A 16,307-nucleotide genomic window follows, 5' to 3' on the forward strand; every position below is an offset into this window, starting at 1 on the left:
CACATCCTTTCCAATATTCATAGTATCATGCTGCGGGAGGTCAAGCACATGAAATTTGCATTAAGCTTTTTTTCTATTTTAGCACTAATCATTACAGGAACGGTATTTTTCCAATACCATGCTTATTCATCTGATTTAGAAACAGGCATAGGAGATTTTCATTATTCTCAGGAAATAGAAATTGTCTATCGCGAAAATAGCTTAGATATTCGTCAACATTTTAAAAACCTACCAAATCAAAAGGTGAAAATTAAATGGCCTGAAAAAGCAACAAACGCTAGTTGCTTTATTGAAAATGAAAAAAGCTGTGATCGTTTATCAGATGAAGTCTCTTATTTTGCAAAAGGGGAGACAAAATCACAATCTGTGTCATACATAATTCCAATTGAAGGTGGCTTAAAAAATAAGATGCTCCTTCAAAATGTTTTTGCTACACTAATAAATGGTGAAGCGTCCTATTCAATTGTTTCGATTTCTACAGACAGTAAAGTGAAAGGACAATGGGTTACAGGTTTACCCCTAGTAGGTCAACAACAACTTGTACTTGTCAATTACACAATGTTTAGAGGAAACGGTACTGTTCAAGATTTATATTGGCAAGCTGGGGAGCTTAAAGCGCAAGAGCAAACACCTGTATTATCAATTTATGCACAGCAAGAAGTCCCTAATGATTTTCTGAAATCAGTAGAAAATATACAGCTTCTAAGTGATGAACATATTGCAATTATTCAAGAAAAAAGTCCAGTAGCAGTTCATGACGAAAGATTGTTATTTTTACCAACACTTACTGCACAAGCTGTAGAGCAGGAAGTAATTTTATCACAAATAAAATCACAATATAATTTTGTAGATTCTCCAGAATGGTTGCCTGAGGTTGTGGCATCCTATTTAATAAACGATCCAATTGGTGGAGAAAAAACAAAGAAAATCATCAAGACATTAAATGATTACATGACGGATAGTCAACAACAAGCTTGGCAGGAAACATTGAAAAAGCTTGGAGATGAATCGATTTCACCAGATACAATGGACAAGTACTTATCACAGGTATTAGATGCCAAAACATCTTATTTTGCCTTAAATGCAGCTCAGCAAAATGGAACCTATCCACTTTTATTTGAGGATGCACGTGATATCTATGTGGATGATACGTTGAAAGAAGATGTACATGTTATTCTATATGATGGACAGGTGTTATATACGGCAGATACATTATTGCCTTACCTTGGCTACTCGGCTGAGGAAGGAAAGAATGGCTATTATGTAAATAGTGAGCATCGGACATTCCGCTTTCCGAAAGAGCCTGGATTTTATGTATTCAACCAACGTAGATATTCATCAATCTCTGAACCAATTATTAAGATTGCTGATCATTATTATGTAGAAGAAGCTTGGTTACAGCGATTATTCCAAGTTGAACTGCAAAAAAAGGATGAGCGTATTCAAATATTAACACAAGAGCAACAATAACTTTTGCAGCGGAGGGCCAACCTTTCGCTGCAAAATACTTTATATAGACGAAAGCACGGTGAGATATTGATATGAGAGTTGTAGCAGGAGAGCGCAAAGGAATGCCGCTTAAAGCAATAGCAGGAAATACGACAAGGCCTACAACTGACAAAGTAAAGGAATCCATTTTTAATATAATTGGGCCGTTTTTTGATGGAGGTTTCGCGCTAGATCTGTTTGCTGGAAGCGGTGGCTTGGGGATTGAATCATTAAGCAGAGGGGCGGAGCGTGCCGTTTTTATTGAGAAAGATCCTAAAGCATTCCAGGTGCTACAAGAAAATATAAAAAAATGCCGTTATGAAGAATATACAGAGCTTTTTCGTATAGATGCAAAACGCGCTGTGAAAGCGCTATTAAAACGTGACATTACGTTTAAACTCGTTTTTTTAGATCCACCATACCATCAGCAGGAATATTATGACCTCGTACAGATTTTGGTCGATAACAGTAAAATACAACAAGATGGTATTATTTTATGTGAACATGCAAAAGAGGTACAATTACCTCAAAATTTTGGGGAATTTGTTTTAACAAGACAAGAAACATATGGCGGAACAATTATTTCTGTTTATCGCTGTACAGAGGAAGAGGGAGAATAAGTTGTCTGAAAAAATTGCTGTAGTTCCTGGAAGTTTTGACCCTGTAACATTCGGCCATTTAGATATAATTAAACGTGCGGCGGATGTGTTTGATATCGTATATGTAGCAGTATTAAACAATTCAGCAAAGAATCCTTTGTTTTCTGTAGAGGAACGTATGGCTTTGATGGCTGAAGTGACAAACACCTTACCTAATGTTCGTATAGAGAGTTCTTCAGGCTTATTGATTGATTATGCTAAGGAAAAAAAGGCGAAGGCAATTGTTCGTGGCTTACGAGCAGTGTCAGATTTTGAATATGAGATGCAAATTACATCGATGAACCGTTTCCTGGATGAAACAATCGAAACATTTTTCATCATGACGAAAAATCAATATTCATTCCTAAGTTCTAGTATAGTAAAAGAGGTTGCGAAATACGGTAGTGATGTTAACGAGCTAGTCCCTACATGTGTCGTAAAGGCTTTAAAAGAAAAATATGGTTTTGCACAATAAGGATGCAGAGGATGTCAAAAGAACAACGACATCCTCTTTTTAATATTTAGAGCGATTGTTATTTTAGAAAAAATAGAGCATAAATAGTAGGTACAATGATTATGCTAAGGAGGCGGAATTTAATATAAGGTCGTACAGAAAGTTTTGCAGATTTGGCGATAACAAAAATTTGTAAGTGAATACTTATACTTTGCATCGTTAAAAAAATCACAACAAGTAAATGGATATACGGAAGATCTGGAAATGCTGTAACTGTCATTTTAAGACCGTTCGTTACCTCCAGAACAGCTGCTATGGAAAGCTCAAGCGTATAGGGAAGCTTTGGTATCAGCTGATCTAAGCCTTGTTGTACGATGGTTTGAATCGTTGTGAAAAAGATGATGGTTGTACCAACTAGCAGAATTGTTGGGGCTGTTTCTTTAATACTTTCCGAAAATGGAGCACTATAGAGTGGTGTGTTGTGTACGGAGATATTAGGTGAATCAGTTTTGCGAAAGAAAAAGTAGCCAGTTACTAGGCAACAAATATTAAACGTATGTAGTAAACATAAAAACAACCATCCAAATGTATTATTGTGTAGTAAATCAAGACTTACAAAACCTAATACAAAAAGTGGACTGGGGGCATGACAAACAGCTAGCAAAAAATTTGCCTCTTTAGGGTGTAGTTGACCACTATTTTTCAAATAAACAATAGTGGTTGCGCCAGTTGGATAGCCTCCAAGAGCACTAATAATGTAGGCTTGTACGTATAAAGAAGCCCTTTTTGTTTTGGTACGCATAGGGGCTGTTAAACGCAGAAGCCATTGTGTTAACACAAGATACGGCAATAAGTACGGAAAAAGTGCTTCCATGAAAAGATTTAAGCCTAAATCAGTACCACTGTGAGCGGTTTGTGGGAATAACAAGAGTAAGAGAATTAGAATTACGCAGAGCACTATTTGAATTGTAGCAAACATGTTATCATCTCGTTTCAACTTTTTGTCATTCACATAGGCAAATGCTAAAATCAATATATGTGAGAAAGGCAAAAACATGAACGTATGGTTTTGCAAGCGTCCTAGGAGGTGTTTTCAAGTGAAGAAAAAAATTAGTATTTATGCAGTGTTAATAGTCGTGATTTGTTTTATGATGTTATACCGACTAGACGCGTATATTATGAAACCTGGAAGTGCCTATGATGTCAGTAAATTCGTTACTGTGGATAGTAAAGAGGCAGATAGTGAGGGGTCTTTAAGTTTAATGACAGTTGCTATGCAGCAAGCCACACCATTTTCGTATTTGTGGGCGAAAGTTCAAAAATATCAAAAGCTAATGGATATTGAGCAAGTACGAAATCCTTTAGAGGATGATGAGGAATATAATATTCGACAGTTAAAGTTAATGTCTGATTCACAATTTAATGCCAAATATGTAGCCTTCCAAAGAGCAGGACTAGAGACAAAGGTTCTTTTTAATGGTGTATTCATATTAAATGTATTAGACGGAGGAGCTTCTGACGGTATTTTAAAAGCTGGTGATGAAATTATCGAGGTTGATGGTCAAAGAATAACTAGCCAGCAAATGCTTGTGGATCTATTAAAACCTAAGCAGTTTGGCGATAAAGTAACCATTCAATTTATACGTAATGAAGAACAACATCAGGAGACTATTACACTACAGGAAATTCCAAACGCCCAAGAACATAGAGCGGGTTTAGGTATTTCCTATACAGAAAGCAAATCAATTGAAACGAATCCGAAAGTGACGATGAAAACAGAGGATATTGGGGGACCTTCTGCTGGGCTGATGTTTACACTTGAAATATTAGACCAACTGCTTGATGAAGATTTAACAAAAGGTTATGCAATTGCTGGTACAGGTGAAATGCTAATAGATGGATCGGTTGGCAGAATTGGTGGAATAGATTATAAGGTTATTGCCGCTGATCGTGACGGTATGGAAATCTTTTTTGCACCAGATGATGAAATCACTCAAGAAATGAAAGCGAAGTATCCAGAGCTAGAATCGAATTATGCAACGGCTGTCAAAACGGCCAAAGAGATTAAAACAAAAATGAAAATCGTTCCCGTGAAAAGCGTTGACGATGCAATCAATTATTTAAAGCAACTTCAACCAAAATAATGTAAAGGGATGCTAAGAGGACTTTAGCATCCCTTTTGATGTCTTTAGCAACGAATAGGTGGTGTTTGATAATCCCTTGGCAGCGTAAGCCCCTTTGTTCCTTGCTCGATACTTAAATTATAAAGCTCTGCTGCATGAATATCGATAGCTAACATCGCATCATTTGTAGCTGCAACTCGACTGATTAAGGGTAATTCTATATTCTTTTTTTGCTTACCTAAATAAGCTTGTCCCATCGAACTCATCCCCAATAGCCGAATAAAAGAGGGCAAGTTAAAACTTTGAAGCTGCTCTTTGGTAAACCCTGTGTAGATATGTGTTATCATGCGTTGAAGGCGGGTCCAAGTATAACGCTTAGACTTTATTTTTTCCATAAAGCTATTAAATGTAGAGCTCGTTTTGGCTGCTTTCACAATTGCGTTTTCAATCCCCTCTGTTACTTCTGCATAACGGGTAAGTTCTGAAGGGGTATGTCTTATAATGGTGAACTGTAATAACGGCCAAAAGGTTTCCCAGCTTGCAAATTGGTTATACTTTGTATGCCAGTCTGTTAAATAATCAAAAGTAGCAGTAGGAACAACATTTTGTACACTTTGTAAAGAATTTGTAGAGGCAAGGGCTTTACGTATGCCAGTGGCACTGGCGATCGATGCATCTTCCTTTAATGCATCATGATATCCTGCTGCAACGCGAGGAATTGTTAATGGTTTAATGTTGCTGTTAAGTGCCCTTGCTGCTTCAAGATAATGAAAACCCAATATATTATTTGGTTGTGCAAGATCGATGTATGGAGCAGGGTACATCTGAGAAAGCTGTTCATAGGCGTAATGTAGGCTTTTTGGGTAGCTTGCACCTGTTTTAAGGCTGTCTTTAATGAACTGGTCATATTCTGTACGGTGGCTGTCAATCAGCTCAAAAGTGTTTTGAAAGGGCTGAATAGAGCCGTCTTCACTTCCAAAGGCAAAAGAGTTGCAACCAACAGCACTTAATAAGGAAATGGCTCCTTTTGCGAAGTCTGTGGCAGGTGCTGTACTATAGACATAAGGCAGTTCAATAACAATATCTACACCGCCAGAAAGTGCCATTTTCGTACGTGTCCATTTATCTACCATGGCAGGTTCTCCACGTTGTAAAAATGTGCCGCTCATAACAGCGATTACGAGATCTGCCTGTGCTGCTTTTTTAGCCTGTTCTAAATGATAAGCATGTCCGTTGTGAAAAGGATTATATTCAACAACAATTCCAACTGCTTGCATGCTTCTCCCCCTTATAATTTGTGTCTTTATTTTAAACTGTTAGGAGTAAATACACTTCTCATAGTATATAATTATAGGTGGGTTTTAAAGTGGTGACAAGAAATTATCTTGACATCTATTTTTACACATTATATAATCAACAGTGTTGTCTCGAGGTGATTAAACGAATGAAATGGTCAATTCATCAATTATCTAAATACCGCCAAAACGGGATGCCAATCGATGCCTTTGTCCAGCTGGACGAAGTGATGGAGCGAAACCAGGATATTCGAGCAATTTCGCCCGTTCATGTAAAAGGGCTATGTACTTTTGGTGCATCGCAAATGACATGTCAGTTAACTGTGACAGCAACGTTAACACTACCATGTGCTCGCACATGGGAGGATGTTGAGTTTCCAATTGAAGTTGAGACAGTTGAAATTTTTAGCTGGATTGACGAAGATAAACGAGGAGACGATGACGGAGACATTCACTATATTGACGGTGAAGTCATCGACATGAAACCAGTTCTTGAGGAATTAGTTTTGCTTGAGGTACCAATGCAAGTGTTCAAGGAAGATTCTGAAGGACAAGTGCATGGTGGTAAAAACTGGTCTTATGCAACAGATGAAGACGTAGAGCTACACAAAAAAGCTGACGAACAAAAAGTGGATCCAAGACTAGCTGCTTTAGCTAAGTATTTTGATCAAACAGACGAATAGACGATCTGTAAGGAGGTGCCATCAATGGCTGTACCATTTAGAAGAACTTCTAAAACTGCAAAAAGAAAGCGTCGTACGCATTTCAAATTATCTGTACCTGGTATGGTAACTTGCCCTAACTGTGGTGAGGCTAAATTATCACACCGTGTTTGCAAAGCTTGCGGACAATACAAAGGTAAAGAAGTAGTAAGCAAATAATACAGTGTTTGCTCACTTAAAAGGCTAGTAGAGAGACCATGGCTCTTTACTAGCCTTTTTGTTTGCTTGAAAAGACGGAATATTTCGTTGATTATGAAGTTCTTTACAATAGTGAAATAATTGTGTGATACAATTTATTCATTGCGACAAAGGGGGTAGTAATATGTCTTATACAATTGACAATCATGATGGCATTATGACGTTTACCATTAACCGAGAAGAGAAACGGAATGCGGTCAATGATGAAGTGATGAACGGTCTTCAAGAAGTCATTACATATATTCGTGGGCACGAAGATGTGCGTTTCTTAGTAGTGACTGGTGCTGGCGATAAATCGTTTTGCTCAGGAGGGGATTTATCTGAGTTTCATTCATTGGAAACAGAGGATGAGGCATTTGGTATGTTAAGTAAGATGGGGAAAATATTATATGACCTTGCTACACTTCCTGTACCAACTATAGCACTTATAAATGGTACTGCTGTTGGAGGGGGTTGTGAGATTGCAACAGCTTGTGATTTTCGTTTAGTCGCTAGCCATGCAAAATGTGGTTTTATTCAAGGAACACTAGCCATTACAAGTGGCTGGGGTGGTGGTACATATTTGTTTGAACGAGGTTTGCGTCACGATCGTGCAATGAAGATGCTAGTGGATGCGAAGCCTTACCCTGCGCAATTATTATATGAGATAGGATGGGCTATGCGTGTGTTTGAAGGCTCAAAAGAAGATGCCTTGAACGATTTTATTGAACATATGCGAAAAATTCACCCTTCTGTTCATAAAGCTTATAAGGAGATCGAGCTTCGAAAGTGGCGTGAACGAAATATGTATGAGCGTGTGATGGAAGAAGTTCGTACCTGTGCAAAGTTGTGGGAAAGCGAAGCGCACCATCAGGCGGTTAATAATTTCTTGACAAAGAAGAATAATAAGTAATGTATAAAGACAGTGATGAGAGTAAAAACATCATCTCTGTCTTTTTTCATGCAATGATTCTATTTTGCTTGCTTTTGCATATAGTAGTAAAAAATGCGAGGGTGATAGATTATGGAATTGAAAAAAAGAAAAGATCAATGGACAAAGGAAGATGATGAAAGACTAGCAGAAATCGTATTGCATAATGTGCAAAATGGCAAAACACAGCTAGAGGCCTTTGAAATGGCGGCCATAGAACTAGGTCGTACAAAACAAGCGTGTGGTTTCCGTTGGAATAAAACATTGCGTGGTCAATATAGTCAGTCACTATTAGCTGTGCGAAATCAGCCCCAACAATCTATGCGAAGTCATTTGAAATTAGCGTTGACAAGTTTTGACGAATTAACGGAGGCTTATCAAACGCTTGAAATGAAGCATCGTGAATTGCAAAATGAGCATGATAAGCTAGTGAAATGGCTTCAGCAAGGTTATTCATTAATGAAAGATTAAAATTATGCTTACGAGGCTTTTGGAACATGAATTACATTGCTTTTCTTTTATGGACATAAAACCCTTTCTGTATATCGTCAATAATCAGTCTATCCTGTATAATAAAAGAACCTGCGTAGAAGGTGCCTTAGATGTATTCTAAGGCACCTTATTCTTATAGTTTTATGAATGTATTATTCAGAGGTGAAGCATCAGATGGGTGTTTTAGAAGTCTACTGATATAAGGGCATGCAAAAAAAGTGCGTAACCCTCTTTGATGGTGTGAATAATATCGTGTTGCTTCAAAGTATCCAGAGTGTTTCAATTTTTTTGAACAATCTGGATGTAAAGACCTCGAGGTAACATTGATCAGTAAAGATGGAAAGGGTGTAGACAATGAAAGTAGCGATAATTGGGGCAGGGGCGGTTGGTCAATTAACAGCAAGCTTTTTAGCGGAGTCTGGTGTACCGGTAACGTTGGTTGCCAGGAGGCAGGAACAAGTAAATGAACTAAATGCCAAGAAGTTAACACGTATCAACGTTGATGGGACTAAAACTGTGCAAAGGATTGTTTCTACTACGGATTTGGCTAATCTCCCAAAGCAAGATTTACTAGTGATTGCTGTTAAATATGGACATTTGCAAAAGCTCTACAATCAATTATCCTTATTCTCAAGTGATATGCCGTTGCTTTTTATGCAAAACGGCTTAGCGCATTTTGAGGAGGCGCTACTCTTGCCACAAAAAAATATCGCCTTTGGTTCAGTGACCTTTGGAGCTCAATTGTTGGACCAATCAACAGTTCAGCATAGAGGAGTAGGACTATGTAAAATAGCGATAGAACGAGGAGAACACCAGGCTTTTCAACAGCTACTACAATTACAACATTCCTCATTTCCTATTGAATTGGCTAGTAATGCAGAGCAAATGCTTTTTGCAAAAGCGGTACTTAATAGCTTAATTAATCCATTGACAGCTGTATTGCAAGTAAAGAACGGAGAGTTAGTGACTAATCAACAAGCATTTATACTGCTAGAGAATATTTATCGAGAGCTTACGGAAGCTTTTGATGAGATTGAACACACCATATCTTTTAGTGATGTGATAGACTTATGTAGGAAAACGGCCAACAATACTTCATCTATGCTAGCAGATCGTCTGCAGGGGAGAAAAAGTGAAATCGAAACAATTGTTGGTGTCATTCTAAATAAAGCTTTAGCAAACGGTCATAATTTACCTACTTTGCGTACTTTATATCATCAAGTGCTTGCAATAGAGGAGAGCGGTGAAAGAAGTTGAAAGACCTTTTACATATAGTTATTAGTATTATAATTTTTTGTCCAATTGTTCTTTTCATCATTGTTTATCTGGTTGGCAGGAAAGTTAAAATTCGTGGCACACATGCTTTTGGAGCAGCCTCTGATGTTACGACATTGTGCTTGTTTTTTTCTGTTCCATTAGCTATCGGTGTGCTTTGGCGTGTGAATGTTGGGGCGCTTTTGGTGATACTCGCGATAATGATGGCCATGATTTTTACATATATTGATTGGCGGACAAAAAAGGAAATAGAAGTAAAGCCGTTATTAAAGAAAATTTGGCGTTTTTTATTCTTATTACTTAGTACAGCTTATCTAGTGATATGTATCGTGGGTGTTATTCAATCCATTATGGAATATTTACAGGTTGTCTAAGCATTTTCTTTTCATGTTGAAGCTTTAAGCGTTAAAATAATAGCATTAAAATAGTTATAAAAATCATTCTATGGGGATGAGAATATTGATTGCATTCATAAACCTTCGTAACAAGAAGTGTAGTTTAGTAACATGGACGAAGTGAACCAGCACATGTTTTTTGTACCAAAAGCAAAGTTGGGTATAGAAAATCCTGCTTGAGGGAGATTGATGGCTTTTTAATGAGTTTGAAATGTCTGCTGAAACATTGTCAAAAAGTGTTTGATGATACACTGTTACCTCAAAGCCGCTAGATCGCGGATTTTTTTGAGCTATTTGAACGTCAAGGCGACATTGGAAGCCTCATGTGCATAGTATGAATGAAATTCAATTTCTTGTTATGAGTAAGGAAATGATTTAGTGAGTAGAGGAGTTTATGTTAAATGAAACTGGAGTCAATCCAAGTACCTATAAAAAATCATGTACTAGCAGATTACTGGTCGCCAAATACTGCCATTCATCAATTTTTTGAGTATGAATACAATGATCAAGCTTTTGAGAAAAGAGCGGAGCATTTAGCGAGAAATTCCCGTGATCAAAAAGAATTAACAACAATCATCCGTCAATTTATGGAGCCGCTGGGGTTATCAAAAAAAGCGAATGAACATTTAGAACAACTAGAGCAAGGAGCTATGGTAATAGTCGGTGGACAACAAGCAGGTATCTTAACAGGCCCTCTTTACTCCGTTCATAAAGCGATTTCAGTTATTGCATTAGCGAAAGAGCAAAGTACGAAGCTTCAACAGCCTGTTATTCCTGTTTTCTGGATAGCTGGAGAAGATCATGACTTAGAAGAAATCAATCACACCTATACGGTACATGGGGAATTGCTGAAAAAAAGAGCTTATGGGGAGCGCTCTAGACGTAAAACGATGGCTTCTGCAACAGCCCTAAACAAAGAGTCGATGACGCAATTAATTAATACGATTATTCGTGATATTGGAGAAACAGAGTATACAGAAACGCTGATTAAGCAATTAGTTGACGCATTGAACAATAGTGAAACATTTACAGATTTCTTTGCCTGTCTTATGAATCAATTATTCAAAGAGGAAGGCTTATTATTAATCGATGCCGCCAACTTTCATTTCCGTCAATTTGAACATAAATATTTTGCACAAATCATTCAATCCAATGAAGAAATTGCTAGAGTAGTAACGGAAAAGGAAGAGGAGCTTGAACGTGCTGGCTACGGTAAGCCTATTTTAGCAACATATGAAGCCGCTAATTTATTTTATGTAGAAGATGGCGAGCGATATCTTTTAGAAAGAAAAAATGATCTGTTTGTTAATTTAGCGGCAAACCTTAAATTTACAAAAGAAGAACTATTAGAAGTGGCAAATAATCATCCTGAACGTTTAAGTAATAACGTAGTAACGCGTCCATTGATGCAGGAGATGACATTGCCAGTATTAGCGTTTGTTGGGGGGCCAGGAGAGTTAGCTTATTGGGCAACACTGAAAAATGCATTTTCAGCGTTAGGTTTACAAATGCCGATTTTTGCTCCACGCCTACATATTACTATTGTGACTCGTCATGTAGAGCAATTATTACGTGAGCATCAACTAACCGTTACTGACGTATGGGAAGGAAAAGCGTTACAACTGAAAGAACGTTTTATTGCAGATGTACAGGACAGTGAAGCCAAACGTCAAATTCAAGCTATGCAGCAGTTGTTAACAGAAAAATATGAAGAGCTTGCCTACTATTTAGAGAAACAGCATCTCCAATTAAATAAGATTCTTGAGAAAAATCAAGAAAATCATGCGAAGCAATTTGATTATTTGCAGCAAAAAATTGAACAAACTGTATTGAGTAAGCATGAAACGACGATTCGTAAATTTATGACGCTACAAAATGAATTGTATCCAAATGATGGTTTCCAAGAGAGATCCTTTAATCCGTATCAATATTTCAATGAGTTTGGACCTATGTTAATTACTGAAATGCTGAAGCAAAATTATAGTATCGGTAAACACCACTATTTACTTTATTTATAAAATTAATAAATAGATACTTTTTACCTAAGTAGTAATTTGATATCCTGTGAATTTGATGAATAATGTCGAGATAAATAGTATTTAAAGAGCTATCCTACTAGGGGTGGCTCTTTTTTTGTATCATTTAGCATATGTCAAAAAAATTCCTAAAGGTCTAATTGCACATTAAGTGATAAAATGTCAAGTTTTTTTTAAAAAAAGTGGAGGAAAGTGGGGGGATGTGGTACATTATTTAATAAAGTGGGGTGAGTAGTATGTTCATGGGAGAATATCAACACTCCGTTGATGCGAAAGGGCGATTAATCGTACCGGCAAAATTTCGTGAAGCTTTAGGCGAAACGTTTGTTGTCACAAGAGGTCTCGATAACTGTCTATTTGGCTATCCTATGAATGAATGGCGAAAACTCGAAGAGAAATTAAAAGGTTTACCAATGACCAAAAAAGATACACGAGCATTTGCGAGGTTTTTCTTTTCTGGAGCAACAGAGGTAGAGATAGACAAGCAGGGGCGCATCAATATCCCAACTACCCTTATGCATCATGCGCATCTAGTAAAAGAATGTGTGGTGCTGGGTGTTTCAAATCGAATAGAGATTTGGGCTAAGGATGCTTGGGAAGCTTACTTTAGTGAGTCTGAACAATCTTTTAATGAAATTGCAGAAAATATGATTGGCTTTGATTTTTAACTTGTAATAGGCATTGCAACGTGATAGTTGAATGAGGTTAAGGCCTGAGAGGAGCGAGTGGTATGTTCGATCATACAACCGTGTTATTAAAAGAAACTGTTGATGGGTTGAACATAGATCCTGATGGTGTATATGTGGACTGTACACTTGGTGGTGCGGGACACAGTGAATATCTAGTACAACAATTATCAGATAAAGGCCGCTTAATTTGTTTTGATCAAGATATGACGGCTATTGAAAATGCGAAAATTCGATTAGCACCTTATATACAGCGTGTTACATTTATCCATTCGAATTTCCGTTACTTAAAAGAAGAACTATTAGCTCATGGCATTAAGCAGGTTGATGGTATTTTATATGACTTAGGCGTATCTTCTCCACAATTAGATACACCTGAGAGAGGCTTTAGTTATCACCACGATGCACCACTTGATATGCGTATGGATCAAACTGCAACACTGACAGCGTCAGATGTTGTTAATCAATGGGCATACGAGGATCTTGTTCGTATATTTTTCCGTTATGGAGAAGAAAAGTTTTCTAAACAAGTTGCCCGTAAAATTGAAGAGGCTCGAAAAACAGCACCGATTGAAACAACTGGTCAACTTGTAGAATTAATTAAAGAGGGTATTCCAGCAGCGGCACGCCGAAAAGGTGGACATCCGGCAAAGCGCATTTTCCAAGCAATACGAATTGCTGTTAATGATGAGCTAGGCGCAGCAGAGGATTCTTTAGTCGATGCGATTGATATGATTAACGTAGGGGGGCGCATTAGTGTCATTACGTTCCATTCATTGGAGGACCGCCTATGCAAGACAATCTTTAAGGAAGCGTCATCATTACCGGAATTACCACCAAATTTACCTGTAATTCCTGATGACATGAAGCCAACTTTAAAGCTTATCACACGAAAGCCTATTATTCCATCTGATGAAGAATTGGCAGTTAATAATCGTGCGCGTTCAGCGAAGCTTAGAGTGGTGGAGAAAATTAACGACAAAGGGCGTGAGTAAATGGCAGCAGTTCGTGTAAGGCAACAGCACCAACATCAACAAGTGCAACAACCGATAACACCACCTAGTCCACAACCCACTATCATACGTCGTAAAAAAACGAACCAGAAGTTTGAAAAGACAATGCTAATTGTTTTAATTGGCATTATTGCTGTACTAGGAATACTTGTATTAAATAAACAAGCAGCGATTCAAACAACAAGTATAGACATTCAAAAAATCGAATCAGAAGCAGAAGAGATTGCGAAACAGAATGTTGACTTAACGGTTCGTGTAAGTGAACTTTCTACATACGAAAACATATGGAAAAAAGCCAAAGAACTCGGTTTAACTCAAAATGAGAAAAATGTAAAGGTAGTGCCGGGAGAATGAAAAAAAAGAGATTTCGATTCCAATGGGGAGCCTTTCTATTATTAATTTTTTATGGAGGGCTCTTTTTTCTATTATTCACAAGAATGGTGACATTACAGGCTACAGGTGAAGTAGAAGGACAAGAGCTTGCAGCGAGAGCAGCAGCTAAGTATGGTAAGGAAAGTGTAATTACAGCTAATCGTGGGAAGATTTATGATCAAAATGGACAAGTAATTGCAGAGGATACATTAAGTTATCGCATGATTGCCATTGTAAGTGAAAAGGCTACAACAGATCCTAAGAATCCCCGACATGTAGTGGATTCGGAGAAAACGGCAAAAGTACTAGCGAAATATATACCAGCGATGAAGGATAAGGAAGACGAGATTGTTAAAAAGTTGAACAATCGATATAGAAGTGATGGTGAACCTTTATATCAAGTTGAGTTTGGTAGCGCAGGCCGTGGCATTAGTCACGAGGTCATGAGTAAAATAAAGGAAGAAAAATTACCAGGAATTCTCTTTGTAAGTGACTTAAAACGGTATTATCCAAATGGTGTATTTGCCTCTCATTTAATTGGCTATGCTCTCAAAAAAGATAATGAAGACGGTACGGTTACAACCAAGGGAGAAATGGGTCTAGAATATACGTATGATAAAGAACTAACAGGCGTTAATGGCAAAGTGGAATATGAGACAGATGCTTTCCGCTATTTGCTTCCGAACAGTGAGAAAATGATTACTCCTGCAAAAAATGGGGACGACATTTATTTAACACTTGATAAAACAATCCAAAGCTTCTTAGAGGAAGCAATGACAAAGGTTGAACAGGAATATAATCCTGAGTCCATGACCGCGGTTGTGGCAGATCCGAAGACTGGAAAGATTTTAGCAATGTCACAGCGTCCTACATTTAACCCAGAAACACGTGAGAGTCAAAATATGAAGTGGCTGAATGAGGTGATTGAGGAGACAATTGAGCCTGGATCAACGATGAAAACTTTCACGCTTGCTTCAGCTATCGATACGGGAAAATGGACACCGAATGACTTATTTAAATCAGGATCATATACAGTATTTGACCGTACGATTCGAGATCACAATAGATATGGTTGGGGTTATATCACTTATTTACAAGGGTTCCAACGCTCTGCCAATACTGCTATGGCCCATTTATTAACAAAGATTGGCGATGACGTATTTATTGATTATCTGGACCGCTTTGGTTTTGGGCACAAAACGGGTATTGACTTACCGAATGAAGCAACAGGTACTATATTATCGAAGTACCCTATTCAAAGAGTAACAACAACCTACGGCCAAGGTTCTACAGTAACACCTATTCAGTTAATCCAAGCGATGACTGCTATTGCGAATGATGGCAAAATGATGCAACCGTATGTTATCGACCGTATTGTGGATTCTTCTACTGGGAAAATTATTCAAAATCATGAGCCTGTTGAAAAAGGGCAGCCGATTAAAGCTGATACAGCGAAACAAGTACGAGAAATCCTAGCTTCAACATTAACATCAGAATATGGTACTGCTAAGGATTTTATATTGGAGGATTATGAGGTTGCAGGGAAAACCGGTACTGCCCAAATTCCAAAAGCTAGCGGTGGATATCTTTCAAACCAATATCTTTATTCATTTTTAGGCTTGGCTCCTGTAGATGATCCACAGCTAATTGTCTATGTCTCAGTGAAAAAACCTAAGCTGAACAATGAGCTTGGCTCCGTACCAGTATCAAAAGTCTTTAATCCAGTTATGTTAAATAGCTTAAAGCACCTTAATATCAATCCAGACGATGTTCAACATGTCAATAAAGTCAGCATTCAAGATTATACAGGTCAAAGTTCTGAAGCAGTTGAGGTAGAATTAGCGAATGATGGTTTACAACCAATCGTTGTAGGTAGTGGCGGTAAAATTATTGAACAATATCCAACAAACACTCAAAAACTCGTAAAAGGTAGTTTTGTATTTTTAAAGACTGAAGGCGAGATAACATTGCCAGACTTCACGAATTGGTCATTACGTAATCTACTAGTCTTCAAATCTATGACTGGACTAGAGATGGAAATATTCGGTGAAGGTTTTGTTGCAAGTCAAAGTGTTTCAGCTGGAACCGTCATCACCGATAGTTCACCGATAGTCGTCAAGCTCAAAACACCTGCTGAGAGCTTTGTACAAGACGTTGAGTCTGCTTCTGAGGGCGAAGTTGAAGAAGTAGAGGGTGAATAATACTGAATA

The 16,307-nt window shown here is 37.8% G+C and carries 17 protein-coding genes; 15 read left to right on the top strand and 2 right to left on the bottom strand.

The genetic code is table 11. The features are described 5' to 3' along the window. Window positions 1-48: 48 nt before the first annotated feature. The 3 genes from CD31_RS09310 (at window position 49) to coaD (ending at window position 2,601) form a co-directional block, all read left to right on the top strand. Window positions 49-1,470: a hypothetical protein gene (locus tag CD31_RS09310; protein ID WP_036077102.1), complete on the top strand. Its 1,422-nt coding sequence runs from the start codon at window positions 49-51 to the stop codon at window positions 1,468-1,470. 71 nt (window positions 1,471-1,541) lie between these two features. Then, a complete protein-coding gene (rsmD, locus tag CD31_RS09315; RefSeq protein WP_036077105.1) occupies window positions 1,542-2,108 on the top strand; it encodes a 16S rRNA (guanine(966)-N(2))-methyltransferase RsmD in 567 nt (188 codons plus the stop codon). 1 nt (window position 2,109) lies between these two features. Then, a complete protein-coding gene (gene coaD, locus CD31_RS09320; protein WP_036077107.1) occupies window positions 2,110-2,601 on the top strand; it encodes a pantetheine-phosphate adenylyltransferase in 492 nt (163 codons plus the stop codon). 58 nt (window positions 2,602-2,659) lie between these two features. On the opposite strand, the gene CD31_RS09325 is transcribed toward coaD, so the two are convergent. Beyond that, window positions 2,660-3,559, bottom strand: a complete 900-nt coding sequence (locus CD31_RS09325) for a hypothetical protein (protein ID WP_244905053.1) — start codon at window positions 3,557-3,559, stop codon at window positions 2,660-2,662. A gap of 118 nt (window positions 3,560-3,677) precedes the next feature. Here CD31_RS09325 and CD31_RS09330 point away from each other — a divergent pair, with 118 nt between their 5' ends. Beyond that, on the top strand, window positions 3,678-4,724 hold the full coding sequence (locus tag CD31_RS09330; RefSeq protein ID WP_036077111.1) for a SepM family pheromone-processing serine protease: 1,047 nt from the start codon (window positions 3,678-3,680) through the stop codon (window positions 4,722-4,724). 44 nt (window positions 4,725-4,768) lie between these two features. On the opposite strand, the gene CD31_RS09335 is transcribed toward CD31_RS09330, so the two are convergent. After that, window positions 4,769-5,980: a nucleotidyltransferase gene (locus CD31_RS09335; RefSeq protein WP_036077113.1), complete on the bottom strand. Its 1,212-nt coding sequence runs from the start codon at window positions 5,978-5,980 to the stop codon at window positions 4,769-4,771. Between the two features lie 167 nt (window positions 5,981-6,147). Between CD31_RS09335 and CD31_RS09340 the strand changes: the two genes are divergently transcribed. From CD31_RS09340 to CD31_RS09390, 11 genes are all read left to right on the top strand, one after another. Beyond that, window positions 6,148-6,681 (top strand): YceD family protein, encoded by a 534-nt coding sequence (locus CD31_RS09340; protein ID WP_004224818.1) that lies wholly within the window; start codon window positions 6,148-6,150, stop codon window positions 6,679-6,681. Between the two features lie 24 nt (window positions 6,682-6,705). Then, window positions 6,706-6,879: a 50S ribosomal protein L32 gene (gene rpmF / locus CD31_RS09345; RefSeq protein WP_004224819.1), complete on the top strand. Its 174-nt coding sequence runs from the start codon at window positions 6,706-6,708 to the stop codon at window positions 6,877-6,879. Window positions 6,880-7,042: 163 nt separating this feature from the next. Further along, window positions 7,043-7,810, top strand: coding sequence for an enoyl-CoA hydratase/isomerase family protein (locus CD31_RS09350; protein ID WP_016992547.1), 768 nt, complete (start codon window positions 7,043-7,045; stop codon window positions 7,808-7,810). A gap of 111 nt (window positions 7,811-7,921) precedes the next feature. Further along, entirely contained in the window at window positions 7,922-8,299 is a 378-nt protein-coding gene (locus tag CD31_RS09355) for a transcriptional regulator (RefSeq protein ID WP_016992546.1), read from the top strand. Window positions 8,300-8,674: 375 nt separating this feature from the next. Then, a complete protein-coding gene (locus CD31_RS09360; protein WP_016992545.1) occupies window positions 8,675-9,577 on the top strand; it encodes a ketopantoate reductase family protein in 903 nt (300 codons plus the stop codon). Beyond that, window positions 9,574-9,969, top strand: coding sequence for a DUF3397 domain-containing protein (locus CD31_RS09365; RefSeq protein WP_016992544.1), 396 nt, complete (start codon window positions 9,574-9,576; stop codon window positions 9,967-9,969). The genes CD31_RS09360 and CD31_RS09365 overlap by 4 nt, the downstream gene beginning before the upstream one ends. 422 nt (window positions 9,970-10,391) lie before the next feature. After that, the gene (gene bshC, locus CD31_RS09370) at window positions 10,392-12,008 is read left to right on the top strand and encodes a bacillithiol biosynthesis cysteine-adding enzyme BshC (protein ID WP_036077116.1); all 1,617 of its coding nucleotides are present in this window, start codon (window positions 10,392-10,394) and stop codon (window positions 12,006-12,008) included. A 254-nt stretch (window positions 12,009-12,262) separates the two neighbouring features. Then, window positions 12,263-12,694 (top strand): division/cell wall cluster transcriptional repressor MraZ, encoded by a 432-nt coding sequence (gene mraZ, locus CD31_RS09375; RefSeq protein WP_016992543.1) that lies wholly within the window; start codon window positions 12,263-12,265, stop codon window positions 12,692-12,694. Window positions 12,695-12,756: 62 nt separating this feature from the next. Continuing rightward, entirely contained in the window at window positions 12,757-13,707 is a 951-nt protein-coding gene (gene rsmH / locus CD31_RS09380; protein ID WP_036077119.1) for a 16S rRNA (cytosine(1402)-N(4))-methyltransferase RsmH, read from the top strand. Further along, window positions 13,708-14,079, top strand: a complete 372-nt coding sequence (gene ftsL, locus CD31_RS09385) for a cell division protein FtsL (protein ID WP_004224836.1) — start codon at window positions 13,708-13,710, stop codon at window positions 14,077-14,079. Then, window positions 14,076-16,298 carry a penicillin-binding protein gene (locus CD31_RS09390; RefSeq protein ID WP_052125361.1) on the top strand — a complete coding sequence of 741 codons (2,223 nt, stop codon included), beginning with the start codon at window positions 14,076-14,078 and terminating at the stop codon, window positions 16,296-16,298. Before ftsL ends, CD31_RS09390 begins: the two co-directional genes overlap by 4 nt. Window positions 16,299-16,307: the final 9 nt, after the last annotated feature.

The organism is Lysinibacillus boronitolerans JCM 21713 = 10a = NBRC 103108 (assembly GCF_000772935.1).
Classification (GTDB): domain Bacteria; phylum Bacillota; class Bacilli; order Bacillales_A; family Planococcaceae; genus Lysinibacillus; species Lysinibacillus boronitolerans.

Excerpts from the sequence above, each read along its gene's own strand:
- CD31_RS09310 (WP_036077102.1), top strand. The coding sequence starts at position 49 with ATGAAATTTGCATTAAGCTTTTTTTCTATTTTAGCACTAATCATTACA.
- rsmD (WP_036077105.1), top strand. The coding sequence starts at position 1,542 with ATGAGAGTTGTAGCAGGAGAGCGCAAAGGAATGCCGCTTAAAGCAATA.
- CD31_RS09325 (WP_244905053.1), bottom strand. The coding sequence starts at position 3,559 with ATGTTTGCTACAATTCAAATAGTGCTCTGCGTAATTCTAATTCTCTTA.
- CD31_RS09335 (WP_036077113.1), bottom strand. The coding sequence starts at position 5,980 with ATGCAAGCAGTTGGAATTGTTGTTGAATATAATCCTTTTCACAACGGA.
- CD31_RS09340 (WP_004224818.1), top strand. The coding sequence starts at position 6,148 with ATGAAATGGTCAATTCATCAATTATCTAAATACCGCCAAAACGGGATG.
- rpmF (WP_004224819.1), top strand. The coding sequence starts at position 6,706 with ATGGCTGTACCATTTAGAAGAACTTCTAAAACTGCAAAAAGAAAGCGT.
- CD31_RS09350 (WP_016992547.1), top strand. The coding sequence starts at position 7,043 with ATGTCTTATACAATTGACAATCATGATGGCATTATGACGTTTACCATT.
- CD31_RS09355 (WP_016992546.1), top strand. The coding sequence starts at position 7,922 with ATGGAATTGAAAAAAAGAAAAGATCAATGGACAAAGGAAGATGATGAA.
- CD31_RS09360 (WP_016992545.1), top strand. The coding sequence starts at position 8,675 with ATGAAAGTAGCGATAATTGGGGCAGGGGCGGTTGGTCAATTAACAGCA.
- bshC (WP_036077116.1), top strand. The coding sequence starts at position 10,392 with ATGAAACTGGAGTCAATCCAAGTACCTATAAAAAATCATGTACTAGCA.
- mraZ (WP_016992543.1), top strand. The coding sequence starts at position 12,263 with ATGTTCATGGGAGAATATCAACACTCCGTTGATGCGAAAGGGCGATTA.
- rsmH (WP_036077119.1), top strand. The coding sequence starts at position 12,757 with ATGTTCGATCATACAACCGTGTTATTAAAAGAAACTGTTGATGGGTTG.
- ftsL (WP_004224836.1), top strand. The coding sequence starts at position 13,708 with ATGGCAGCAGTTCGTGTAAGGCAACAGCACCAACATCAACAAGTGCAA.
- CD31_RS09390 (WP_052125361.1), top strand. The coding sequence starts at position 14,076 with ATGAAAAAAAAGAGATTTCGATTCCAATGGGGAGCCTTTCTATTATTA.